Here is a 25,504-nt window from a genome sequence, read left to right on the forward strand (position 1 = left end):
TTGCTCCCGATGGTCGCAGAAAGTGAGTGTACCAACTGTAAGCAGTATATCGAATGGCAAACATACAGAAACAAGACTATTCTTTGCGGAAATGCTACATTAAGACAAAGAATGCTTCCTTTTTATTTTCATCAATATCTGCCTTTTTGCGGAAGCTAATCCTGGGGATAGGGTCTCTTGTTCCAACATGTCCAATGCCATCTTTAACTCGCTGAGAAGTTCGGGATAATACTTCATTTGCCCATAAGCAAGCTTCATGCAATAGGCTCGTATAGCATAGGGTTGAGCGCAAGCGGTAATCTTGCTTACACAGAAGTCTATGAAATCCGAGCGGAGGAATTCTTCTTCAAACGGTTGGCGTAAGAGAAGATTGAGCATTAGACGGCGTTTCCCAACATGCTCTTCCTTCATCACTCGGTCAATCAGCTCGTCATGTTTGCAATAAAGCCACTCATTATTGGCTAAGTCGAAATTTGATAGAACATGCAGTGCATTGAATGCTACTCGGTTGTCCTCATCGAAAGTGAGCCGATAGAGTTCTTCCTTTCGGTGATTGTTCTCTTCGCCTTGGGTGAGAAAGCATAGCTCATGGATGTTATCCATGCTAATTCTACCAATTAGTTTTTGTTTCATATCATGCGGCTTAGTGTCCCATTCTTGATGTATCAACTGCTTTTACTTTTTTTTCTTTATAGCCACCGAACTTATAAATAACAGCAAAAGTAGCAGTAGCCCAATTGTTGTTAATTTTCATACGGTAATCTTGATTACCTTGTACGGAACGAGTGTCTGCCTTGTTGTTGAAGATGTTGCTGCCATTTATGCGCAATCCCCATTTCCCATCATGTGAAGTCCATTGTAACTTGGCATTCATTCTAAAGATAGGACTTACATCATAAACACCTTGTATTACTTTTGACTGAAAGAAAGGGTTGAGTATAAGGCGTAAGTCTTGTGTGCTGCAAAGTTTTATAGATGCAGTACCTCCAAGTGCTGCCGTCAGCTTCTTGCGGTTGAATGGCAAATCGAAGAAATGGTCACTTTTGGCATGTTTATAGATTCCTACAGCAAACACATTACCGTTGAGCCATTTGCCAGCACCGAATATTGCAGAGGCTTGCAATCCAAAGCTATTCTCATAGTTGAAGTTGGTTTCCTTCAATATTACCGCCATACGGTCTGTTGGTTGGTACGGTAACTGCACAGAATAATCAGGTTTCAGACTTGCAAAAGCCATCAGCGTATAACGTCTTTTAATCTGCCACATAAGGTTGACATTGTAATAAGAGTATGGTTTCAAATCAGGATTGCCATGTATCTCGGTATATGCCGATGAGTAAAATACACTGCTCATTGTTGACCAATAGCTCGGAAATTCAGAATTGGAACTGAATGACAAGTTGAGTAAATGGTTCTCGTTGATATTCCACAGGGCATTGAGTGACGGATATATGCGCCATTTGTCCCATATCGGTGAATGGTATTGTTCGGCTGCTGCGGATACTTCAAGACTAATTGCCTTGTTTATCTGTTTGCTGAAACCTGCGTATATATTCCAAATACGTTCGTTGATGTCCACACTGCTTGTTGCATTAGGCAGAATGTTACCCTCTTTGTCAATGGTGTTCTGATAACTCTTGTTGCTTGTGAATTGTCCCTTTACACCATACGACAATCCCCAACCATGTGTAAAAGAATGGTTTTGGTCGGCTGCGAACATCCATTTGCTGATAGTCTGTTCACTGCCACTTGTAAGGTTGCGTTCCGTTTCTGTCGTATTTTCATCTGCATACATCGTACCGTCAAGTTTTTGTTGTTGAGGGGTACGATAGTTAGTGTACGAACCACTAATGTTAAGTCCAAAAGGAAGTGAGTAGTTTACATCAACATTGTGCAGATACACATGAGTGTCGTAATGCATTCCGCTTACACTTGAACCTGTAGTGTGATTGTTGGAGCAAGACTTTTGCCATTTTCCCGTATAGGCAATGTCAAGTCGATGGTTCTTGCTAAATGCATAATTCATACCAAGTCGGTAGTCATGAGCAATACCAAATGATTTCTGCCACGTTTCATCGTTGTAGTGAATACGCCCGTTATCCAATGGATGGTTGGCTATGCGTGAAGATTCACCATATGAATTGCCGTTAATAAATTGATATTGTGCATCCATTCCAAATTTGCCCCTCTGCATGGAAAGATAGAAATCTCCAAACTCTCTGGAATATTTGTTTTGCTGTAATCCTCCATTTATCTGTCCCGACAACTGATTTTTCCCTGCATAATCTTTCGTGACGATATTTATAGCCATGCCACGAACATGATAACGTGCAGGAGCAGCAAGCATCACCTCTGCTTTAGCCAACTGTGCAGCAGGCATCGCTTTCAATCTGTCTGCAAGCTGTTCTTGCGTTAAAGTGGTCGCCTGTCCGTTGATGATAAGCGTCACCTCGTTGCCGGAAAACTTGATGCCACCATCAGCATCACTAACACCAGGAATACGTGTAAGAGCCTCATAGGCATTGTCGGCAGGTAGTTGCTTCATGAGTAACGGCATGTTATAGGATAACATACCTCGCTCAGCCTTGACGATAGGGCGCGAACCTTTGACCATTATTTCGGGAAGGTTGTGCATCATGTTCTCCATTGTGAGCGAATCATTCTGCGTCTGAGTTTGAGCTTTCACGTTAGCAACTGAAAGCAGAAATAATCCTAAAAGGAATACTTTATTGTCCATATTTTACCTTTCTAATCTACATTCTCTTTCTATAACTTTCAAAAGTACGAAAAAAAATCCATAAACGAGAACGTTTTGCTTTGTATTGTAGGAATGAGGACGACATTTAACATTTCTCTTACTTTTAATGCCGTATATGAAATTTATCTATGCTGCATAGACAATGTGTTGCTACATTTGGAATAAGCACACTTCCAACCCAAAATTAATAATCTATAAAAACAAAGCAAAAAGTGTCGTTTTTCAGATTTTAGGTTTAACTTTGCATCCGAAAAGAGTTGTTTGGCAAGCAAGGCAAACTTATGTAGAATGTAGAAGTTAAAACTATTGCCAAGTCATTACCTCTATTGAGGAAAGACACTCATAAATCGCTCATTTTAAGCTATTCAGAAGATTTTAGCAGAATTTTTATGAAAAAAGTCTCAAAGTATCATCTTTTGGGCTAAGTAATGGTATAAATAGCTGGTATATAATAATATACAAGAATGATACTTTTCTGTAAAATATTTCGAAAGTCTCATTTTTGTATGTCGCAATGTATCAGATGTTTATAATGTTATTTTCTCTAAATAATGATACTTTGATACTTTTTCACAAAAAACTTTTATGTGCAGGAAATAAATGAGGAGAAAATGCAGAAGCTGAGTGCTATTGTGACCACGATTTCTGATAAGCAGTATCAAAGCGATTAACTGCCTGGAGAAGGTTGTAGATAGGGTTGATTTAGCAGAATGAGTTGGTTCTACTGGATGACGGAGTCGGTTCGATGGGATAAAGGAGTCAACTCTATAGGTTGATGCAAGCGTCTTCGTGAGTTGAAAGACATTACTTCTCGGGTTCCAGAAGATACCTTCTCAGCAGTTGTCACTAGGCTCTGCAGGTCTGCCGAGCCTAGTCGGCAGGTCTGCTGACTGCAGTCAGCAGCTTTGCTGAGCCTAGTGGCAACACTTTATTCTAGCCGATATTTCTCTCATATCATCCGGAAGATAAGAGATTGCCTTCTCTTTCATATCTTGCGGAATACCGAATCGGGCTTCGGCGATACTGCCAACGATGGCTCCGATGGTATCGCTATCGCCGCCATGAGATATGGCGAGGCGGATAGCATCTTCGAAGGATGAGGCTTGCGAGAGGAGATTGAAAGATAATGGCACGGCATCCATGCAGGTTTCATCGAATTTGCCTTTCGGATAATCTCGGGTATCGAAATCCTCGTAATAGCTGCGGGCGATATCCTTGAAGGCTTTCATTGCCTTATCATCAGATTCTTTAGAATTCTTATCTTTACATTCCTTAGATTCTTCTGAGAATCTGCTCTTGCGGAAATGCCAGATGGCATGAGCCACGGCTTTGGCTCCCTTGATTCCTTCGGGGTGGTTATGAGTAGGAAGAGCCGTTTTCTCGGCCTCTTCCAAAACCTGCGACAGGTCATCGAATAGCCAAGCCACCGGCGATACTCGCATTGCCGAACCATTGCCAAAACTATTGTATGGCTGCGGATCAAGAGAACGAATCCACCCCGCGAATCTTCCGCCATACGCTCCTTTTGGAGAAGGATAGCGGCGGCACCAATCCAGCAGGCTTTCCTGATAGCTTCGTCCGTTCAATATCGCATCAGCTATCGCTACCGTGCAAATTGTATCATCGGTGAAGTCGCATCCCTCGCCGAACATCTCGAAATCATAATCAAACGTATTGTTGAACTCATATTTTGAGCCAGCAATATCTCCTATCATTGCTCCTAACATAAACTGCTAATTATCTATAACTTTACTCTATCACCTTCCAGAAACTCTCCGGCAGACTGATGTTCTTCATCTCCTTTGCCTTCTCGAACAATGGGGCGATGTCTTCGGCTTCGAAGCCGGCGATGCCGCAACCTATTGGGGTTACCAGGAAATGAAGCTCTTGATGATGCTTGGCATAGGCGATGAAATCATCCACGTATGGACGGATGGTTTCTACGCCGCCCTGCATCGTTGGGATGGCGTAACTCTGGCCTTGCAAACCAACACCCTTGCCCATGACGGCACCGAAATGCAGGCGGGCAATGCGGGCTGCTCCACCACCATGCATGCCAGCCAGATTGCTGCCAAACACAAAAATCTCGTTCTCTTTTAATGAATCAATCCAGCTAGGAGTGATTCTTCCCTTCTTCATATTTTCCATATTCTTCTTATTATTAAATATGTTATTGCTGTTATCAGTCGCTTCCTCGCAGCGCATGTATTCGGACATCATTCTCGGCATCGACATCTTCGGAGCACTTTCGATACAGGTGTCTTCCTCCGCGAACGACAGGTAGCTTCCGTATTCCGATGCATCGAAGTATCTCTTGAAATAAGGAATCACTACATCGTGCATCATCTTCTGACAACGCTGGGTAACGGCAGAATGAGATATGCCCAACTGAGCGGCTACGTCCTTGCCCCTGAATCCCTCTATATAGAGCATCTTCAGAATGATGCTGTTCTTGCTGTCTCTGCCATAATAGAAATTGCCGATGTCTTCTATCGTCTGGTAAAGATCGTGCTCAAACTGGTTGTCGGTGAAAATCAGTTTCTGAAAAATTCTTTTCTTTCTTCATATCGATATATCTTTTTGATATCCGCAATCCGTTTGCAAATATATACTTTTTCTTTGAGAAAGCGGAGAAATAGCTCCTTTTTCTCTTCTCTATGATATTAAAAGAGAAAAGAGGAGGAAAAATTAAGCAGGTATCGAAAAAATGCATCCCGCTTTTTACTTTTCCCATTTTGGAAGGTCATATAATCGTAACGTTCATGAAAATAAACGAATATGAGTGTAAATGACAAAGGCATAGTGGATACGCTGAAGGAATGTCCGGAGAACGGATTCAGAATGCTGATGATGAAGTATCAGGAACCGGTTTACTGGCATATACGCCGATTGGTGGTTTCGCATGATGATGCACAGGATGCTTCGCAGGAAACTTTTGTGAGAATCTATCGCTCGTTCAATCAATATCGGGGCGACTGCTCACTGAGAAGTTGGATTTACCGCATCGCTACCAACGAGGCCCTGCGGCTCATCAGCAAACGGAAACAGGAAGAAGTTTCTCTGGAATCAGATTCAACGGGCGTCAGTCTCATCCCAGCAGATAATTATATCGACTTCGATGATAAGGTGGCAGTAAAACTGCAGAAAGCGATTCTCTCGCTTCCGCCTAAGCAGCAGCTGGCATTCAATATGAGATATTACGATGAACTCGGGTTCGACGAAATAGCGAAGGTCGCTGATTCCACGCCAGCCAGTATCAAGGCAAGCTATCATGTTGCCAAGGAGAAAATTATCAAGTACATGAATTCGAACGATTAAGTGAGAGTTCTGTGGGTTTTTAAATGGTTATTCAAAATGGAAAAGAATATGGATACAAATTTTGATTTCAACAAAACCGGGAAGTTTGACTTCGGTAAGGTGGGTAAGCGGATGCCTTATTCTACGCCAGAAGGATTCTTCAAGGAGATGGAAGCCAATATCCTGGAGCAGGTGAAGAATGACAAACCGGCACCTGTCAGTATACAGCCGAAGAAACGATCTCTGAGGAAGGTGATTTGGACGGCTGCAATAGCTGTGGCAGCATCGGTGGCAGTACTCCTGGTACTCAACATCGATTTCTCAGCCTCTTCTTCTCAACCTTCACAGGTGAATAACGGAATACAGGAGGTAGATCAGGCTTTCGCACAGCTGTCTTCTGCCGATCAGGCTTATCTTCTCTCTGTATATCAGGAGGATGTGTTCCTCAACAATTAAACGGATTCAATAATAATTTAAAATGATAGAGTTATGAAACGAATTTTGGGTATTTTAATGATGGTCATCGCCATGATGACGGTTACTACAAGTGTATGTGCACAGGCGCCTAACCAGAAGCAGCGCCTCAGTCGTGAACAGTTGGCAGAAAAGCAGGCTCAGTACATCTCTCGTAATTTGGGGCTTGATGAAAAGACCAACGCTAAGTTTATCGAGACCTATACTGATTGTCAGAAAGAGGTATGGGCTTTAGGTCCTCGCCCTCATCACAAGAAGGGCGAAATGAAAACGGATGCTCAGACCGAACAGGAAATCAAGCAGCGTTTCGAGATGAGCGAGAAGATTCTCAACATCCGTCAGAAATACTACAAGAAGTATTCACAGTTCCTGAGCCAGCAGCAGATTCAGCGTGTTTACGAACTGGAGCGACAGATGATGAAGCGCTTTGCCCAGAAAGGTCCGCGCAAGGGAATGGGTAAGGATGGAAGACCAGGTCCGAGAAGAATGCATGGACCTGCACAGCAGAAGTAAAAAACGGCAGAAATGTTTAGCGTAATAATATATTAGTCCTCTTATACAAGGAAAAAAGATTACTTTCTATATTCAAATATATGCGAACGACGATTGGTGCAGGAGCGTGCGCCAATCGTCTTTTCTTTCTCATGTAATTATTTCTATCATCTTTTCTTAAGAGATTTTTCCTGCTTGTTCTCCCAAGCCAGAATCAGACCGATGACGCCGGCATAGCTCTTTCTGCCGCCTTCTACATGGTTGCCTCTCAGATAGAGTTCGAAGAAGAAATCCTGGGCAGCATCCAGTGCCTTGCATCTTTTGCCCTGCCAGTATCGGCGGTCGCTTTTCAGCAGCCTGATTATCTCAGGACGGATATATTTCAGATATTTCTCACCTTCCTTTTCGCCGAGAATGTCGAATACATTATATAATACATGGGGCAGAATGTGGTAATATCCGCTGAATTTCAACGCCTTATCCTGTGATGCCGTACAGACGAGATAACTGTAGAAATTCGCCTCTCCTTCGTTGGCAATGCCCAGGAAATGAGCAAACTCATGGGCATAGGTAGCCGGATAATCGTGTGCAAGAATATCGCCGTTCAGCGTAAATTCGCAGAAGAATGGTCCCATGCTGCCGGTTACACCCGACATCGAACTGAGGGGCGTAAACACCATCGTCTTGGCATGCGGATGCTGGTTGAAAGGCGGATTGATGCCCTCCCGATAGCCTATCTTGTTATATTCCTTCAGAACCGCATCCCGCACCCGATTCTTCAGTTTATCATCCACAATACAATTGATTTTTGCCCTCTTCCCTCTCCGTTCTTCACTCAAAAGGTTGAGGCTGTCAGCATACTGGTAGGCAAATTTTCGGAACTTCTCTTCCGAAACCTCAGCAGGCTGCATGCCTACTCTATAATAGATAACGGGCTGCGAATAGTTCAGTCCCCAAGCTGCATAAAACCATACATATACCCACAGCAGATATTCAATTACCCTCCCGAAAACCGCCTTTTTCTTCGGATAGCCGCCGCTCTTGGCAGCAAGAAAGATAAACCGACGGGCGAGTTTCTTCCGTAATCCAATCTCGTAGATAGGATAGAGGATGACCCAGGCGATGCTGAGAGCTATGAAAATATCGCCCACGGCAAAGGGAAAGATGCCTGAGATGGGCGAAAGAAGGCTGCCGATAACGGGATAAACACGGTAGGTGTAGATAACTCCCCAGAGAGGAATCATCTTGGTAAGGGTGACGAGGATGAGCAACAGCAGCAGTACCCAGTGGCGCCACTTCATTCTGTCGAGTCGTAAAGTATGTAATATCTTCATCTTGTTTCTTGTTTTTTATCTTGCATGGCTCTAGAACAGAGCTGTTTTTTTGCACTTTTTGCCCCTGATGTGCAGAGATGGTGCAAAAATACAAAAGTTTTCTGAAATATTGACACAAGAATTCTGTTTTTTTACTAATTTTGCCATATTAAAAGTTGAACTTAATAAATAGAGGAGGAGTTATTATGAAACAGACACTGGAATCATTCGAGGCTATGAACCTTGAATATGAGAACCTCTATAATGAGGACGATGAACGTAGAGAATATAATTCTGTCTGGTACAGCTAGTTACAATGTATTATAAAAAGGCTGTAACAGGTGAATTAAATTAGTGTTACATATAAAAAAGATCGTTAGGATAATAAAAGACTATGCCATAGTTACTAAAGAAATGATGTAACATAGGCATAGTCTTTTTTTATGTCCTTTCCTTGCTGGCTGTTCTTTCCTGCGTTTCTATTTTTCGAAGTGCTGGTAATCTTTGCTGTGTTTCCAGTCACCTCCCCATCTGAATCCTTTTGCCTTGAAAAGCCGGTAGCAGAGGTCGCCTTTCTTTATCATATAAGCGTGGTTCTTGCTGCGGTCCAGATAGGGGCGGGCGGTGGCAGGTTCCACCACTTCCTTGCCGTTCTTCAGTCGTTTGTGGTAAGGATTGTAGAGGGTGTTGATGTCTACGGCCAGTCCCCTTCCGTGCTTCGATACCGTATGGGTATGTGAGATGAAGCGGAAGTTGAAACAGGAGGAGTTGTTGGCTCTCATCGCCCTTTCATCGTCGGCATCCCAGTAGTCAATGAGTCTCATCCGTTCTATCGGATATTTTGCCTCGTAGAGCTTTTTCAGAATATCGAGCACATCTGTGGCTATCGCCCTGTTCACCACCATCTCTCCTACGATGTTTCTGCCGTCCTTGTCTACGTGCAGGCATCTTATGTATCTCAGTTCGCTTCTTGCCACGGTACAGTTCTTCTTGTATGTCTTGCCCTGCATCAGGCGGAAGATATCATCAGGAATAGTGGAGATGGAGAAGAAATGCTTCTCGCCCAGTTTCCTGATGGTTTGAGAACTGACGTTTTCTCCAGGCTGCTGTGCCTTGGATGGGAGGCAGAAAAGTCCGGAAATAAACAGGCATATCATCAATATATTTTTTGCTTTCATCACGTTTCTCCTTATTTTGCTACGGGTATATAATGCGAATCCTTGATTTCACCAATCACGATGATGCTGTGCAGACTTCCTATGCAGTCGATGTTTCCCAGCGTGTTGAGCATAAAGTCCTGATAGGCTTTCATATCCCGGGCATATACCTTGATCTGGAAGTCATAATCGCCGGTGGTGTTGTAGCACTCCGTTATCTGGTCGATGGCCTGCACGGTATCCATGAATTGCTGAATCAAATCGTGGGTGTGCTGCTTGAGCCGGATATTGCAGAGCACGATTACGTTGTGCCCCAACTTGTGATGGTCTACGATGGCTCCATATCGCTGGATGTATCCCTCACGTTCCAGCCGCTTCTGCCGCTCGAAGGTTGGAGAAGGGGAGAGGTGTACTCTTGCAGCAAGTTCCTTTACGGTGAGTCGGGAGTTCTGCTGCAGTAACTTCAGTATTCTGATGTCTGTTTCATCAAGTTTTTCTTCTGTTGTCATTGTTTCTTTATTACTGATTTTATTCATTTTTGCAGAATAATATTCTGCTGAATTGCTTAATTCGCTGCAAAGATAGTATATTTTTCTGAATTACGGAGAATATTTGGCAAATAAAATTCTTCTTCTTACCTTTGCACTCGCAATTCCGGATGCAAAGCGTCATTCATCGGTAATGACAGGATAAAGAGTCATTCACATCAAATAATAATAAGGAGATAAAAATATGAGCAACGTAAGAAATATACATTTTGAGGCAGTGGGCAGCTATTTGCGCCCTGCAGAGTTGAAGGAAGCGAGAGCTAAGTTTGCTGATGGCAAGATTTCTGCCACCGACCTTCGCGCCGTAGAAGACCGACTGATTACTGAGGTCATCAGTCAGCAGAAGGCGCATCGCCTGCCTTATATCACCGATGGCGAGTTCCGCCGCAGCTATTGGCATCTCGACTTTATGTGGGGATTCAATGGCGTGGAGCATATCGAACTGGAGCATGGCTACCAGTTTCATGGCGAGGAGACAACCAAGGGTTCTATCCAACTGACCGGTAAGATTACCGGCGAGAATCATCCTTTTATCAGGGATTTCCTTTTTGTAAAGCAGTTTGAGGAGTTGGATGCCAATGGCGAATATATCTTCGAGGCAAAGCAGACGGTTCCTGCTCCGGCACAGTTTCTTGCCGAACTGTTCCGTGGCAAGAATGCCGAGAATACCCGCAAGTTCTATCCTAACACCACCCAGCTGATTGAGGATATTGCCCAGGCTTACCGCACCTTCTTCCAGGAGATTTATGCAGCCGGTTGCCGTACCGTCCAGCTGGATGACTGCACCTGGGGAATGATTGTGGATAGCGATTACTGGAAGGCTAAGGTGGGCACAGGTTTCACCCTTGAGCAGGAAGCCCTGCAATATCTGAAGGTGAACAATCTTGCCATCGAGGGCAAACCGGAGGACTTGACCATCAACACCCACGTATGCCGTGGCAATTATCATTCCTGCTATGCCACCAAGGGTGCCTACGATGCCGTGGCTCCTTATCTCTTCGCTCATGAAGATGTAGATACCTTCTATCTGGAGTATGACGATGAGCGTTCGGGTGGTTTCGAGCCGTTGAAGTATGTGGCTGATGGCAAGAAGGTGGTTCTGGGTTTGGTAACCTCCAAATCTCCTGTGCTGGAGGATAAGGCTACGGTCATCGCCAGAATCCACGAAGCTGCCAAGTATATTCCTCTCAATCGCTTAAGCCTCAGCCCTCAATGCGGCTTCGCCTCTTGCGAGATTGGTAATAAACTGACCGATGCTGAGCAGTGGGCAAAGATAGATCTGGTGAGAGAGATTTCCGAGGAAGTTTGGGGATAATGATATATTCAAGGAGAAGATGTGTTGTCTGTCATGGCTGCACATCTTCTCTTTTTTATTTACTTTTTATCAAAAATGTTTGGTGTTTTCATGAATTACTAGTAACTTTGCACCCCGAAAAATAAATACATCATTCATTAAGATTATCAGAGAAAATGGAATATATGTCTCAGGAAGGTTACGATGAGCTCGTGGCCGAACTTCAACACATGGTTAACGTAGAGTTGCCAGCCGTTCGCGATGCGATAGCTGAGGCCCGCGACAAGGGCGACCTCAGTGAGAATTTCGAGTATCATGCAGCCAAGCGTGAGCAGGGCAAGCTGTTGAGCCGCATCAGCTTCAAACAGAAGGTCTTGGAGAATGCCCGTGTCATCGACAAGTCTCGATTGAAGAGCGATACTGTTGGCTTGTTGAGCAAGATTAAAATTACCAATCTCGCCAACAAGTGCAGCATGAATTATACCATAGTAAATCCTCACGAGGCTGATTTGCATAGTGGAAAAATCTCTATCAAGTCGCCTATCGCCAAGGCCCTTCTGGGAAAGAAGGCTGGTGATGAGGTAATGGTAAAGGTACCAGCCGGTTTGCTGAAATTCCGCCTGGATAGCGTTGAGTTATAATGTATTATTTAAAAGGAAAGAGGGTGTTTCTTGGACTTTTGACACACCCTCTTCCTTTTTTTATAAGTCCCTATTTACATTGGCTTGGCTGTAGTATTTTTAAACAACGTGTGTTAGACTACTGTTATACAAATCGAAATTTATAAAGGAGAATATTGATGAAATTATTTTTATGTTCGCACTTTTCAAGTGTAGGAAGTCTGATAAAGGAAGAAATTGAAAATAAGAAAGTCGCATTTATTCCAACAGCTTCACTGCGTGAAGGCTACACCGGTTATGTCGGCTCGGCTCGAAAATTATTCAAAAAGTTGGGAGCGATCGTAACTGAAATTGATATTTCAACGGAGGCTTATTCAATGATACAGTCTGTTTTTGAAGAAGCAGATGTGATATATTTTACCGGCGGAAATTCTTTCTTTCTTATGGACCAGCTCCGTAAAACGGGAACTGATGGACTGCTGAAAAAGGAATTGGCAAATGGAAAATTGATGATCGGCGAGTCGGCAGGCGCAATTATATGCGCTCCAAGCATCCAATATATCGAGCAAATGGATGAAAAGCCGGAGGACTACTCCCAAGAAGATGATGCAGGGATTGATTTGATTGATTTCTATGTTCTTCCGCATTATCTTACAGCACCATTTAAGAAAGTTACCGAGAAAATAATGACTGAGTTTTCGGATTTGAATCTATGCCCAATTAACAACCGTCAGGGAATTGTAATTGATGGTGAAGATTCAAAGGTTATTTGCAAAGACTAATTTGAAAATTCCAGTTTGTCAATTACAAGTGACATTGAAAGAGTCAGCCCATTCAAGGTGCTGGCTCTTTCAAAAATTCCATTCTAATAAATTGCATGATAACTTAGATTAAAAATGAATACCCATTAGCCGGAAATGAATAGAAAATGAATAAAAGTGTGGTGTTTCGTATAATTATGAGTTAGTATGCATCAGACACACTTTTGTAAAAAGGGAGTTTTATAAATCTTATTGTAGTGCTTTTATTAATTCTATTCTAATATTTCTCCAGAATCTTATTCAGTAAGAAGGTGGCATTTTGGTTTCTTGCCACGCCCTTCTGTATCTTATAAGTATAGGTAACATCTGTGCCCAAATCTATCTCGAAACAATAGTTGTGGAATTTTCCAGATGCTTCATTCTCCATCTTTGAAAGTTCCAGATCGTGGGTAGCGATGATGCCGCTCACCGGCTGTTTGGCAATGGCTTCGAGGAACTTTCTCGAACCATTCAGCTTATCCAACGAATTCGTTCCCTTCAGAATCTCATCCAGAATAATCAGCGTTCGGAGTGGCTCCTTATTGCCCTCTGCGCTTTCCTTGCAGAATTTCAGAAGTTCCTCCAATCTAATCAATTCGGCATTGAAATAAGAGATGCCATGCGTCAAATCATCGGTGGTTCTCATACTCGAGAACAATCTGAAACGTGAAATCTTCAGCTGATCCGCAAACACCGGCATACCCGCCATTGCCAGGATATAGTTCACGCCCAGCGAACGCAGGAAGGTACTCTTTCCCGCCATGTTGGCTCCGGTGATGATATAATAGTTGTCATCCTTGATGGTGAAATCGTTCTTCACCGCCTTGGCACCCAGGAAAGGATGATAGAGATTCTTACCCTCGAACACGATTTCCGGACTTCCGATACCTGCATTTTCAGAAACATCGCTATCTGTATCTGCTTCCGGACTTCCCGAAACAAATTCCGCCTCTTCTGCCTCTGGGTGATTATATCTGAAATCCGCCATCGAAACCATCGCATCCATCTCGCTGATGATATGCATCCATTCCTCCATCTTCATCATATAGGTATTCTTCCATTTCAGAAAACTGCGAACCAGGAAGAAATCGCTCAGCATGAAGGCATCGGTGAAGAAAAGACCCAGGAAGTTGCCTCTTCTGTCATACCCCTTCAATATCTTTTCCAGTTGGGCAAAGGAAGGCAGGGCATCTGCCAGGGATTTCTGCATCTCCTTGCCTGATTCGCTATGGAAATTGCGCCTGTTGATAAGCTGAAGTATCTGAGCATAGGCGATGAGCTGATGTCGAAGCTTGCCGCCGTTGCTGTCTATCTTATCAAGTGTCTGCTTGCAGACGAAGAACACCACCATGTATTGAACCAACACCCACCACAAGGCGAAATCCACCGAAACCATATCGCATATCGATAAAATCACGGAACCGATGACTCCGATAATCAGCAGCCATCCGATAACGAGCGAAATCGGAGCCCCAAACCATGCCGGCACCTCCATCATTGAAACCTTCTGCATCGCATCCACCACCGCAGCAGAATCAATCTTCTTCATCTTGCCATTCATCATCTTGCCATCCGCAGTTTGGCTTCTGTTTTTTTCGCCAAGCGCCAGGAACTCCATTCGCCAGTTTTCGCCTTCTCCAGCCAATTCCTTCTGCAAATCTCTTCTTCTTTTGATATCTTCCAGGCTCAAAGGCGTTTCCCGTGTAAGATTCCTGGCGAGTGCCTCCGAACCGCCCGATGTGATGGTTCGGCAGATGCGGTTGAACAGCGAACTCTTGCCGAAGACATCGAGGTCGAAGGAATAAGGATGCTGCGGATTCTGATAGCAATCGCCCGTTTCGAAAGGCGAGAAATCGCCCTCCAAAGCCTTGATTTCGTCCTGATAAACCTTGAGCAAAGCCGAAAGATGCTCTATCTTCTCCTTGTTCTTGTCGTCAAGTCGTCTGATTCCCAGATAGGCAATCAGGCACAGCGCCGCCCCCATCAGATAGTTCTGCGTATCTCCATCCAATGCGAAATAGCAGATCAGAAAGGCGAGGATGCCGCCAAAAGCCAGCAGCTCGCCCGTTATAAATCCCGTATTCTTACGCTTCAGGGCAGCCACCTCAGAAGCGTATCGGCTTACATATTGTTGATAATTCTCCTTGATATTCATACTTTTTCTTTATTATGAATTTTTCTCCATCCATTTATTATAGGATACATTCTCCTCTTTCCACTTATCCTTTGCTTCCGCCTGATTCTTCGGATATCCGATGATGAGGGTGTTGAGCGGAATCATCGTCTTGGGCAGATGCAGCAGTTGCTGCATTCCCTCATACCGTTCTTTCAGGGGATAGAGGGCTGTCCATACTCCGCCAAGTCCCAAGCTGTGAGCCATCAGCAGGATGTTCTCCGTGGCTGCCGAGCAGTCTTGAATCCAGAACTCCTGCTCGATGCCTTCCAGCGTCTTGTCCAGGCATCCGCAAACCACGATAGCGAGCGGTGCCTGTTTCACCATGCTGGCATAAGGACTGAACTGTGGTATCTGGTCGAGAATCTCCCGGTCGTTGATAACCACAAAATGCCAAGGCTGCTTGTTACAAGCCGATGGAGCCGCCATGCCGGCACGCAGCATCATCTCCACCTTCTCAGGCTCTACAGGCATGTCTGTATAACTTCTCACCGATGTACGGCTCATAATATTTTCAAAAATCTGATTCTTTTCCATCATTTTGTAGCATTTCTGATTTTTTCTCTTGCGGCATTATTGATCAAAAAACGCCGCATATTTTGCGGCAAAGATACGAAAAAAACGCCGCATCACCAAATTATTTCGTTTTTATCGCCCGATACATCATGTAGTAAGCGTATATATATGCCGATGTCGTTGTTATCATACTGATGATATTCACGCTGGTGAAGGCTGCCTGCTGGGTGTTACCTGCCAGATAAAACACTGCTACAGGGAGTAGATTCGAGCATATCAGCCATACCATGAAAACCAGGATAAGGGCTAAGCCCAGTTTGCGCATGTTACCTCTGTGCTTGCTGTACAGATGGCAGCCGGCTATCAGGGAGGCGATGACGGAAATCAGACCCATCGTGCTTTTTGTCCAGGTGAGTATGGAAGCCATTTGGGTAATCTGTCCGTTCTGCATCATCGTTACGAGATGAAGATTGAAGCATTGGCCCAGGATGAATGAGAGCACATAGTAAAGTACCATCAACTCGCTGCAGCGTCGTAGCAATTTTACGCCTGCCGGTAGCGTGTAGCGGAATATTCCCCATAAAGCTATAGGGGCGAGCTGCAAGACCAGTTGCTTGATGGTAACCAGGATGGGACTTATTGGAATCAGGATGGGACTTGTTCTGAAGGATAAGCCCGCTTGTCCGCAAACAGAAAATGCCAGCGAAAACAATGCGAAAATGCAATATGCATACATGGCATATTGTGCAATGCGATTTATATCTATAGAATAACTTTTTCTTTCCATAATTCTACGTTTGATGATTTTATAAACAGCTTATCTTGCATAAAGCCATTGCAAAGATACGAAGTTTTTGGAAAATTCTAGCAAAATAGGTGGAAAATGTTTGGCTATGATATATACTTGTTAAAAGAATGGCAGAGAGACCGATAAAAACTCTTAAAAATCATAACGTATCTTCTTGGATATCAATGTTTGTTGCTATCTTTGCACGGTATGTACTAATAACGCTACATGGGTATATACTAATTGAAATATAGGTTTAATCATACAATGAATAATATGAAGTTTAATCATACAGTGAATAATATGAAGAAGATATTTTTAGGATTGGCAGCTGCACTGATGTTGACTGCCTGCAATGAGAACAGACAGCCGGAGGCAATGACCAGCGTTGACTCTGCAAGTGTGGTAACCGATTTGATGATGAGTCGCAGAAGCATCCGTGCTTACAAGGATTCCGTCATCAGCCGCGATACCCTGAACGAGATTCTGAAATGCGGCATCCATGCGCCAAACGGGCAGAACCTGCAGTCGTACGAAATCAGAGTGATAGATTCTCCTGCTCTCATCGATTCAATCACCCAAGCCGTGGTAAAGGATAATCCTAAGATAGCAGAGCGCAAGGGCTTCAAGAACATCTTTGTGAATGCTCCATGCGTGGTTTGCATCGCCTACGATACTACTTATGATATGGCGCAGATTGATTGCGGCTTGCTTGGCGAGAACATCATTCTTGCAGCATGGTCAAGGGGCATCGGTTCCTGCTGCCTGGGCAGTTCTGCCCGTTGGATACTGGATTCTCCGTCGGCCAAGCCTTACCTCGACCGCATGGCATTCTCTAAGAATTATAAGCTGCTCTACTGCATCGCCCTGGGTTATCCTGACGAATCGCCGGAGGCAAAGCCAAGACGCCAGGACATGATAAAGTTCATGGATTAAGATAAATGAAGGTTGATGTCCTGTTTCAGGACATCAACGTTTCCCTCCATAACCCAACAAAAAAAGCATGGCGCAAATCACTGCGCCATGCTCCAATAAAAGAAAGCCTTATAGTCAAAATAGAAATTAGCGATTCTAATTCTTATTCCGGTACTAATCTTTTTCTAGTACTTTGCATTCTGAGGGTCAAAGTTGGTCCAACCGCTCATCCAGTTGTTGCTGCCATCGAAGGCTCCGATGTAGGTTACGGTGTCGAAACCTGTCCAGCCGGCGAAACTTGCGGCACCAAGCAACGGACTGCCGGCGATAGGAGTATAACCGTCTGCGCCAACCAATGAAACCCAACTGTCAAAATACTTGTTGCTTGGCTCTGAGAAGAAGAAGGTATTGCTGTATGACTTCTGATTCTTGTCGAGATCCTTCTTGTTGGCTGCATCATAGAGGTAATCCTCATACTTCTTGTTGGCATCAGTACCAACGGCATCCATACCTGCGAAATATACATTCTGAAGCTTGAATTTGCCTTCCTTGGCATTCTTCACGGTTTCACCCTTCTCACCATCAACAATCAAACCGATAGGCCAGCCTAAGGCTACTGAGTTGATGCAGTTTAGGTTAGAAGAACGGCGAATCTGCATGGCTGACTGGAACTTGCCGAGAGCTGAACCGTTGTTTGGATTGTATGCTCCGGCAGTAATATAATCTGTGGTGTTCTGGAACTTAGAATCCAATACCTTAGGACCTACGAAGGTGATGTTAGAGAAGGTTGCCTTGGTACGAGGGGCCACGGTAGCACCATCGGCGCAGTTGTCGCTCTCGAAACCGTTGCTCTGAGAGGTATCGGCTATCTTGCTGTCGCGCAGAGAAAGACCATACTGCACCTTTCCTGAGAAACCATTATCGGTATCGAAATCATCATCCCAGCCCTTGTAGGCTACGAGATATTTGCAGTTAACGGTACCACCAAACCACTCGAAGGAATCATCATTAGAATAAGATACCTGAACGTGGTCAATCTCTGTGCCTGAACCTACAGAACCAAGAGTCAAACCATTGATTTCCTTATCCTTCTGGAATGGATAACCGGCAAACTCGATGCGTACATAGCTTAAAGTACCAGAATTATCGGCATCATCTGCGCCGCCATGCTTGGTACGAGGACCACCCTCTATCTGCTGCTCAGTTTGGTTGTTCTTAGCTTTGCCGCAGAGAATGATGCCACCCCAGTCGCCAGGCTTTCTGCTGCCGGCAGCCTCTTCAGATGTAAAGACGATAGGCTCTGTGGCTGTACCCTTGGCGATGAGCTTGCCGCCACGCTCTGCGATGAGTGTCGCCTTGGTCTGCTTGTCGCCCTTGATGATAGTTCCCGGTTCGATGGTAAGTTCAGCACCATCTGCAATATATACCCATCCCTTGAGGAGATAAGTGCCTTTCTTCAAAGTCTGCTTGCCTGTGAAGACGAACTCCTGGTCGCCGTTACCAATCTGTGTACCATTGGCGTTTTCCTTGTCATCTGTTCCGAAGAGAATGTGGTCGCAAGCCTTCAAGCCGCCATTGGTTGTCCACTTGTAAACTACTTCTGGTCCTGGATTTGGAGAAGGAGTTGGATCGTCATTGTCACTGCTGCAACTGCTCAACATGGCAGATGCTGCGAGGATGCCCATGCATCCATAGAAATACATCTTGTTCATCATTGTTTCTCGTTTTATTAAACAAACATCTAATTATTCTTATTATTTAAAATTTATAGATTGCCTGCAAACCGATGTTTCTGCCCGGCTTGTAGCATCTTGCTATCTCTTCTACTTTCTTCTTGCTTCCGTCGCTATACGTTACATCAGCAAACTGCTTGTAATATATCTTTTCTGCAAGAAGATCTCTTACATTGAGCTTCAGCTCCAGATGGTCTCCGAATTTCTTTGCCAGCGAGAAGTCGATGGTGTTGCGAGGCATCTCGTAGCTGTGAGGCACTCGGGAATTGGAGTCATCGCCTGTGCTTCCTTCGCTTCTGCCCACACCGATGATTCGCTTGCCTATGCGGTTGTAGAGCAGGGCGATATCCATCTTCAATGGCTCATTCTTATAGAAGATGCCGGTGTTGATAAGATATGGCGACTGACCCTGCATCGGTCTGTCTTCCTCTTTCGAACCCTTCTCAAACTGTACCTTGCTCTTGATGAGGGCACCATTAAACGACCAGCTGAAATCCTTCATTCCTATGAATCCGAGATTCTTTCTGATATCCAGTTCCACACCATAGTTGTTGGCACTCTTCGCATTCTTGTAGGAATAAATCAAGTCTGTGCCGCCTGCCACCGTGTAGGTCCACTCGATAGGAGAATCGAAGTGCTTGTAGAAGACTGCCAGCGAAATGAGCTCTCCACGGGATGGATACCACTCATATCGCAGGTCGAGGTTATCGACATAACAGTTCTTCAACTCAGTGTTTCCCTGCACATTGCTGGCAAGGTCGAAGTCGTAATACACTGACGACGATACTTCACGGAATTCCGGACGGTTAATGCTGCGGCCATACGACAGTCGCACTTGGTGCTGGTCGCTGATCTTATATGTTGTATTGAGAGATGGAAAAACATCATCTGTCTTGTAATGACGGCTCGATTCACTCTTCTCGTAGTCACGGGAATTGGAGATGAGTTCCATATCATTATGCTCGAAGCGGACACCGGCGTGGATGCCGAGTTTGCCAAAGGGGAGAGACATCGCCAGGTATCCGGCGCCTAAGGTGTTGTGTCCGCGGTAGTTATTGCGCATCTGCTTTTCCTCCAGAAGATACAGCTTGTCGTAACCCATGTTTGCCTCGCTGGAGAGCAGGGTAGGGATATGGCTGTGGCGGAAGCCGGATGGCATGTTGTTAGCTGAAACATTCCAGTTGTAGATGAAATTGCGGGTCTGGTATTCTCGGCTGCGATACTCCCCATAGGCACCCACTTGCAAGTCTGGCTCAAAGTTGCCAAACTTGAAGTGGTGCTTGTCATTTACACCAAGTGAGAGAATGTGTTCGTCGAGTTGGGTCCACTCGCGGGATATGTCGTTGCCGGTGCTCAGGGCATAAACGCCCGATTCAAGAGCATCGTCGATGAGGTATCTACGACGGTCAGGCAAATGGCGGTTGGCATACGCATACCCGATGCTCCAGTCAAGGGCGTCGCTAGTGAAGGTGTGCTTGCCGGTAAGCTGACCGTTATATGTTGTTCTACTGCGGTAGTAATACTCTGCGCTTCGCTCCAGGTTCGACTGGGCACTCACGCCATCACGCCAGGTATATCGGCTGGTAGCCAACTGGTTGAAGATGTTCTTGAGCTGATACTTGTGATTGCCGTCCTTGGAAAGGAAGGTGAAGTTGAGCATTGCTCCGAGTCTCACGTTATTGTTATACTGGTCGTCAACAGAGTGACGGAGATAGTTCGGCTTGTCGTTTGCCGCATCATAGATGCCATAGAGGTTGTTCTCCATGTTCTCGTAGGTGCGATATTCGTTGGTATAGTTCAAGGCAGCGAGCATGCCGAGTGTTCTTCCGCCGAGCATCCAGCGCTGGTTCAGGCTGGCCGCCAGTTTCAAGTCGCCCAAAGGCTTCTTGTTCTTGATGAGCCAATCATTGTTGAATCCGTTGCCCAGGAGCGAAGTAGCATAATCGCCCACCGGTTTTCCGTTGGCATCGAGCTGTGGATTCAAGGTAGCATGGATGCCCCCATTCAGGTTTCTCAAGCCATTGTCGAACCCTAGGAAATCGGTTCCGGAACCTTTTGAGTAAGAAAAGTCCTTGAAGGCAGAAGATGTATTCCAGTTTCCGCCCACGGCGATGTTGAAACTGTTTTCTGCCGGAATCTCCTTGGTGTTGACGATGATGAAACCGCCTGAGTAATCAGCGGGATATTCAGCCGTTGGCGACTTCACAATGGTGAGGTTGTCAATCTGCGAACTTGGGATGATATCGAAGGAGAATGCCCTGGAATCAGCCTCAGAACTAGGCACTGCTCCTCCGTTCACCCACACATTGTTATAACGCTGCGACAAACCACGAACCATCACGAATTTATCATCGATGAGGCTCACGCCTGGCACTCGGCGTATTACCTCACCCGCATTCGTATCCTGAGTTCTGGATATTTCCTGTGCCGAAACATTGCTCACGATGACGGGACTGTTTTTGGCCACCTGTATCATTGCCGCATCCGTATTACGCCTTTCCACTGCGGTAACGGTCACCTCCTTCAGCTGCTGTTCATCAGGTTGCAGCGCAATCACCTGGTCTGCGTCCTTCGCCTGAACCCCGTCAATTTTTTGAGTCTTATATCCTACATAATTAATATATAGTGTATATGTCTTTTCTTTATCCAATCCATCAATTTGGAAGTTTCCGTCGATGTTGGTGATAGCCTTCACGTTGGTTCCATCCACAGTGATGACTGCACCGATGAGTGTCTCTTTCGATTTCTGGTCGATAACCACACCCTTAATCTGTTGCGCCCACGTTGGCATGCTAGCCGCTGAGAGCAATCCTAATACAATAATTCCCCTTTTAGCATTCATAACCTATATCGTTTGATTTCGGTTGCAAAGGTACGGCAGCATTATTACACCATGGTTGCAATGAAGTTGAAAGGCATTGACGAAGCTGCGACAAAGGTGTTACGGCTGCAACAACTAAAAAAGTTTAAACATTTAACCCTGTATTTGGCGATAAATAAAGAAATAACTATATTTGCATCATGATTACGGAATATGGTATAGAGGCAAAGTCTAATTCTGAGATTATATCAGAATTGGGGGGACGATGCTATACATATAAACATAAAATTTTAAAGCTATGAATATGAGGAGATTTATATTTTTTCTGATTGTCTGCGAGTTCTTTTCTTTGGCATGTATTGCTGCAAATAAGACTATAAAAGGACATATTGTAGATGAATTTGGTAAGAACGTTGAATTCGCTAGCGTATATGTAGATAGTATATATGCGGTATCTGACAAGGAAGGAAAATTCTCTCTGGTGGTGCCCGATGGTATGAAACAGGAACTTGTGATTAGTCATATCAGTTATCAGACTAATAAAATTCCTTATGATGTATATAGCAAAAAGACTTCGCTGCAACTTACGTTGAAAGAAAAGACTTGTGATTTGTCAGATATAACAGTCGTTTCCGGTAAAAAGCAGGAAAGTATTCTTGGAAAGGGAGTTCGGGCACCAGGTGATGTTGCATTTCATAACGTTAGAAACACGAAATATGAAACGGGACCCTTATTTGTTGTAAATAAAGACTATTATGTGAAAACAGCCAAATTGCGAGTGCAAAAATGTACTTTTGCTTCATGCACAATTCGTTTAATCATTTATGAAGTAAAGGGAACTGTTTTTGTGCCTGTACAGCATCGACCTTTGTACGTCCGATTATCTGAAATTTCTGATAAGAAGGATTTATCTGTTTGGATAGAAGAACCGTTGAAGCTGGAGCGCAATCATAAATATTATATAGGTGTAGCTGTTATGGCAAGTAGCGGTAATGGCGAAATTCATTTTCCTGCTTATTTCAAGAAGGGCTGTGTGAGAAATCTGTGTACAGATAGAAAAAAGAATTTGCCAGTAACCTTGGGCGTTTCTCTTTATGGTATATCTGCAAAGCATCTTCAGTAATCCCCCACACGCTTACTTTTCTGTTCGTATGGGGGAACGATGTGTTTGGAACTTTATGCATTTTGCCTGTTTTTACTCCTTTATCTCTTTCATGTTTGCAGGATTATAGGGAGTCAACTGCTGCATCTCCTGCTCTGTTGCTTCAGGCAAGGAAGGTATCTTGTTTCTGATGCAGAAATCGGTAATGGCGGCAGCTGATTCTTTGGGAGTAGAAGAATCCGGTTTGATGGATTGCTTCTTTTCTACATACTCCTTTTCCGTGATATATAGTTCGGTAATCACATGGATGAGTTGCTGCTGCTTGTCTTTCTTATGAGAGAAAAGATAGCTGTTGTCAGATTTCTGGAAGAGCAGGTCCTTGAAGGAATAGTAATCTTCAGGACTTATCTGGTAGGTTTCCACCACATGGTCGTAGATATCTGTCTGGGTATAACCGAAAAGCTGGTGTGTCAGATTCTTGTAGGTAGGAAGCTGGTTGATTTCTATCTGACAGATGTTCCGGCTGCTGTCCGTTTGAATACTGCCTATTGTCTGCTGATTGAGCAGGACGAGTTGAGAGCCCAGTGAATCTTTCAGCTGATATTTCTTTCGATATTGCTCAATAAGTGTCTTCTCTTCCGGCCAAGGTCGGAAGGTTCCTTTGTCGCTGACCATGAATGCTCGCTTTTTGTCTTCGGAAACGAGTCGGCTGTTGTGAAGATTTCTTTTGGAATAGGCATTGAGATCCGTCTTTCCATTCTTCAGGTTGATGTAATACTCCACGATGCCGTCGTTGAAGTATTTCATTACAGAGTCGTTGGTCTGGTAACTGCGATAATATCCCTTGAGTCTGATGAAGTGAGGACGGTTCCCTGTTACGTTCACATCCTCCAGTTTCTGTATTTTTGTGATAGGCCCAGGCATCTTCTCTTCCTTGTTCTGTGCCATGAGGCAAGTTGGGAGGAAAAGGAGAAGCACAAACAGATATTTCATATAATGATGATGTTTCATATTGATGATGCTTTAAAAAACTACTTAATGATGTGCAAAAGTAAGAATAATCAGTTAGATGCGCAAAGAAAATCTGTTATTATCAGGTTAAAACCGTAAGTAAGTAAACGATTACATACAATTATAATAAGGAATCGTGTGGTTATTGCTTTTCTTTTTGTATCTTTGCAGCCGTTTGGCAATTGTGAGTACCAAATCATACATAAAGGAAAAAAGAATATCTAATAATAAATAAAAGGTAATGACTACACTTACAATTTCTATTATTGTCGTTTTCGTGCTCGGCTATGCACTCATAGCTACCGAAAGCTTGACTAAGGTAAACAAGGCAGCGATAGCCCTGTTGATGTTGGTAGGTTGTTGGACCCTCTACATGGTGGATCCAATGCAGTATCTCCAGTTGATGCACCCTGATTATACAGGCGGTGCTGCTGGAATGGTGGAGAAAGTGACCGGAATCATCCAGGAACATCTAGGCGATACCGCCACAACACTCTTCTTCCTGATGGGTGCAATGACCATCGTGGAAATCGTTGACCAGAACGGCGGATTCAACTGGGTTCGCAAGGTGATGAAGACCAAGTCGAAGCGTGCGCTCCTCTGGCGTATCGCTATCCTTACCTTCTTCCTCTCTGCAATCCTCGACAATCTGACCACCAGTATCGTGATGATCATGATTCTCCGAAAGCTCGTCACCGACCACAAGGATCGCATGGTTTATGCATCCCTCGTCATCATCGCTGCCAATTCGGGTGGTGCCTTCTCACCAATCGGCGACGTTACCACCATCATGCTCTGGAACAAGGGACTGATTACTGCAGCCGGCGTTATTGCCGAAATCTTCATTCCGTCTGTGGTTTCCATGGTGATTCCAGCCCTCATCCTTCAGACCATGTTGAAGGGCGAACTCGTGATGCCTGAGGTTTCTGCCCAGCAGAATGCATCGGTCAGCGATTTCACCGAAGGTCAGCGCAAGGCAGTGTTCTGGTTGGGAGTAGGCGGTTTGATCTTCGTTCCTATCTTCAAGAGTATCACCCACTTGCCTCCATTCGTAGGAATCCTCCTGGTATTGGGCGTTCTCTGGACTGCTACCGAAGTTTTCTATCGCAGTTTGCATCGTGGAGCTGATGCCGAGGGCACTCAGAAGAGAGTAACCAAGTTGCTTTCTCGTGTTGATATGAGTACCATCCTCTTCTTCCTCGGTATCCTGATGGCTGTATCCTGCCTGGCTGAGATTGGCGTATTGACTGCTTTGGGTCAGGGCTTGAACGTCGTATTCGATGGCAACCACTACCTCGTAACTGGTATCATCGGTGTGCTTTCAAGTATCGTTGACAATGTGCCTCTGGTAGCCGGATGTATGGGAATGTATCCTGTGGCAGCCGCTGGTGATATGGCTGTGGATGGTGTCTTCTGGCAGTTGCTGGCCTACTGTGCCGGTGTAGGAGGTTCAATGCTGATTATCGGTAGTGCTGCTGGTGTGGTAGTAATGGGCTTGGAGAAGATTACCTTCGGCTGGTATATGAAGCATATCTCCTGGATTGCTTTCGTAGGTTACATCGCAGGTATCGTTTGCTACTGGTTCATCCGCACCTTCCTTTATGCTATCTAAAGGATAATAGTTTTCTCTTACGTGAAAAAGTTTTTTATAGGAAAAGAACGCCTAAAAAGGCAAAAAATAGCAAAATAGAGC

Annotated in this window: 22 protein-coding genes; 9 read left to right on the top strand and 13 right to left on the bottom strand. The window is 44.6% G+C overall.

Going from position 1 to position 25,504, the window contains the following annotated elements; all coding sequences use genetic code 11:
- Positions 1–99: 99 nt before the first annotated feature.
- The 4 genes from DWV53_RS12455 to DWV53_RS12470 form a co-directional block, all read right to left on the bottom strand.
- Entirely contained in the window at positions 100–633 is a 534-nt protein-coding gene (locus tag DWV53_RS12455) for a hypothetical protein (RefSeq protein ID WP_118119471.1), read from the bottom strand.
- A 10-nt stretch (positions 634–643) separates the two neighbouring features.
- Positions 644–2,737, bottom strand: coding sequence for an outer membrane beta-barrel protein (locus DWV53_RS12460; RefSeq protein ID WP_118154426.1), 2,094 nt, complete (start codon positions 2,735–2,737; stop codon positions 644–646).
- A gap of 935 nt (positions 2,738–3,672) precedes the next feature.
- Positions 3,673–4,485 (bottom strand): ADP-ribosylglycohydrolase family protein, encoded by an 813-nt coding sequence (locus DWV53_RS12465; RefSeq protein WP_118154429.1) that lies wholly within the window; start codon positions 4,483–4,485, stop codon positions 3,673–3,675.
- 22 nt (positions 4,486–4,507) lie between these two features.
- Positions 4,508–4,906 (bottom strand): A1S_2505 family phage non-structural protein, encoded by a 399-nt coding sequence (locus DWV53_RS12470; RefSeq protein WP_118154474.1) that lies wholly within the window; start codon positions 4,904–4,906, stop codon positions 4,508–4,510.
- 630 nt (positions 4,907–5,536) lie between these two features.
- On the opposite strand from DWV53_RS12470, the gene DWV53_RS12480 reads away from it, so the two are divergent.
- From DWV53_RS12480 to DWV53_RS12490, 3 genes are read left to right on the top strand one after another with little or no spacing between them, the layout of a single operon-like run.
- On the top strand, positions 5,537–6,076 hold the full coding sequence (locus DWV53_RS12480; protein WP_118154435.1) for an RNA polymerase sigma factor: 540 nt from the start codon (positions 5,537–5,539) through the stop codon (positions 6,074–6,076).
- 48 nt (positions 6,077–6,124) lie between these two features.
- A complete protein-coding gene (locus tag DWV53_RS12485) occupies positions 6,125–6,511 on the top strand; it encodes a hypothetical protein (protein WP_147468795.1) in 387 nt (128 codons plus the stop codon).
- A gap of 33 nt (positions 6,512–6,544) precedes the next feature.
- Positions 6,545–7,042, top strand: a complete 498-nt coding sequence (locus tag DWV53_RS12490) for a hypothetical protein (RefSeq protein WP_178775872.1) — start codon at positions 6,545–6,547, stop codon at positions 7,040–7,042.
- 146 nt (positions 7,043–7,188) lie between these two features.
- Here the strand turns inward: DWV53_RS12490 and DWV53_RS12495 are convergent, their stop codons facing one another.
- The 3 genes from DWV53_RS12495 to DWV53_RS12505 all read right to left on the bottom strand — a co-directional run bounded on the left by DWV53_RS12495 (position 7,189) and on the right by DWV53_RS12505 (position 10,000).
- Positions 7,189–8,355 carry a DUF3810 domain-containing protein gene (locus tag DWV53_RS12495; RefSeq protein ID WP_118154441.1) on the bottom strand — a complete coding sequence of 389 codons (1,167 nt, stop codon included), beginning with the start codon at positions 8,353–8,355 and terminating at the stop codon, positions 7,189–7,191.
- A 458-nt stretch (positions 8,356–8,813) separates the two neighbouring features.
- Positions 8,814–9,512: a M15 family metallopeptidase gene (locus DWV53_RS12500; RefSeq protein WP_118154444.1), complete on the bottom strand. Its 699-nt coding sequence runs from the start codon at positions 9,510–9,512 to the stop codon at positions 8,814–8,816.
- Positions 9,513–9,523: 11 nt separating this feature from the next.
- Positions 9,524–10,000 carry an Lrp/AsnC family transcriptional regulator gene (locus DWV53_RS12505; protein ID WP_022120603.1) on the bottom strand — a complete coding sequence of 159 codons (477 nt, stop codon included), beginning with the start codon at positions 9,998–10,000 and terminating at the stop codon, positions 9,524–9,526.
- Between the two features lie 223 nt (positions 10,001–10,223).
- Between DWV53_RS12505 and DWV53_RS12510 the strand changes: the two genes are divergently transcribed.
- The 3 genes from DWV53_RS12510 to DWV53_RS12520 all read left to right on the top strand — a co-directional run bounded on the left by DWV53_RS12510 (position 10,224) and on the right by DWV53_RS12520 (position 12,735).
- Entirely contained in the window at positions 10,224–11,354 is a 1,131-nt protein-coding gene (locus DWV53_RS12510) for a 5-methyltetrahydropteroyltriglutamate--homocysteine S-methyltransferase (RefSeq protein WP_118154447.1), read from the top strand.
- Between the two features lie 155 nt (positions 11,355–11,509).
- The gene (gene greA, locus DWV53_RS12515; RefSeq protein WP_118079201.1) at positions 11,510–11,974 is read left to right on the top strand and encodes a transcription elongation factor GreA; all 465 of its coding nucleotides are present in this window, start codon (positions 11,510–11,512) and stop codon (positions 11,972–11,974) included.
- A gap of 158 nt (positions 11,975–12,132) precedes the next feature.
- Positions 12,133–12,735 (top strand): Type 1 glutamine amidotransferase-like domain-containing protein, encoded by a 603-nt coding sequence (locus DWV53_RS12520; protein WP_117729507.1) that lies wholly within the window; start codon positions 12,133–12,135, stop codon positions 12,733–12,735.
- Positions 12,736–12,991: 256 nt separating this feature from the next.
- Here the strand turns inward: DWV53_RS12520 and DWV53_RS12525 are convergent, their stop codons facing one another.
- From DWV53_RS12525 to DWV53_RS12535, 3 genes are all read right to left on the bottom strand, one after another.
- Positions 12,992–14,908: a MutS-related protein gene (locus DWV53_RS12525; RefSeq protein ID WP_118154450.1), complete on the bottom strand. Its 1,917-nt coding sequence runs from the start codon at positions 14,906–14,908 to the stop codon at positions 12,992–12,994.
- A gap of 12 nt (positions 14,909–14,920) precedes the next feature.
- Positions 14,921–15,466, bottom strand: a complete 546-nt coding sequence (locus DWV53_RS12530) for a nitroreductase family protein (RefSeq protein ID WP_118154453.1) — start codon at positions 15,464–15,466, stop codon at positions 14,921–14,923.
- Between the two features lie 97 nt (positions 15,467–15,563).
- A complete protein-coding gene (locus tag DWV53_RS12535) occupies positions 15,564–16,229 on the bottom strand; it encodes a hypothetical protein (protein WP_118154456.1) in 666 nt (221 codons plus the stop codon).
- Between the two features lie 303 nt (positions 16,230–16,532).
- Between DWV53_RS12535 and DWV53_RS12540 the strand changes: the two genes are divergently transcribed.
- On the top strand, positions 16,533–17,165 hold the full coding sequence (locus DWV53_RS12540; protein WP_118154477.1) for a nitroreductase family protein: 633 nt from the start codon (positions 16,533–16,535) through the stop codon (positions 17,163–17,165).
- Positions 17,166–17,329: 164 nt separating this feature from the next.
- On the opposite strand, the gene DWV53_RS12545 is transcribed toward DWV53_RS12540, so the two are convergent.
- Positions 17,330–18,859, bottom strand: a complete 1,530-nt coding sequence (locus tag DWV53_RS12545) for a hypothetical protein (RefSeq protein ID WP_118154459.1) — start codon at positions 18,857–18,859, stop codon at positions 17,330–17,332.
- Between the two features lie 43 nt (positions 18,860–18,902).
- Positions 18,903–21,719, bottom strand: a complete 2,817-nt coding sequence (locus DWV53_RS12550; RefSeq protein WP_118154462.1) for a TonB-dependent receptor — start codon at positions 21,717–21,719, stop codon at positions 18,903–18,905.
- Positions 21,720–22,002: 283 nt separating this feature from the next.
- Between DWV53_RS12550 and DWV53_RS12555 the strand changes: the two genes are divergently transcribed.
- Positions 22,003–22,821 (top strand): carboxypeptidase-like regulatory domain-containing protein, encoded by an 819-nt coding sequence (locus DWV53_RS12555; protein ID WP_181992493.1) that lies wholly within the window; start codon positions 22,003–22,005, stop codon positions 22,819–22,821.
- A 72-nt stretch (positions 22,822–22,893) separates the two neighbouring features.
- Here the strand turns inward: DWV53_RS12555 and DWV53_RS12560 are convergent, their stop codons facing one another.
- A complete protein-coding gene (locus DWV53_RS12560) occupies positions 22,894–23,811 on the bottom strand; it encodes a hypothetical protein (protein WP_147468796.1) in 918 nt (305 codons plus the stop codon).
- Positions 23,812–24,052: 241 nt separating this feature from the next.
- On the opposite strand from DWV53_RS12560, the gene nhaD reads away from it, so the two are divergent.
- Positions 24,053–25,423 (top strand): sodium:proton antiporter NhaD, encoded by a 1,371-nt coding sequence (nhaD, locus tag DWV53_RS12565; RefSeq protein ID WP_118154471.1) that lies wholly within the window; start codon positions 24,053–24,055, stop codon positions 25,421–25,423.
- Positions 25,424–25,504: the final 81 nt, after the last annotated feature.

The organism is Segatella copri (genome assembly GCF_003465495.1).
In the GTDB taxonomy this organism is placed as follows: Bacteria; Bacteroidota; Bacteroidia; order Bacteroidales; family Bacteroidaceae; genus Prevotella; species Prevotella copri_G.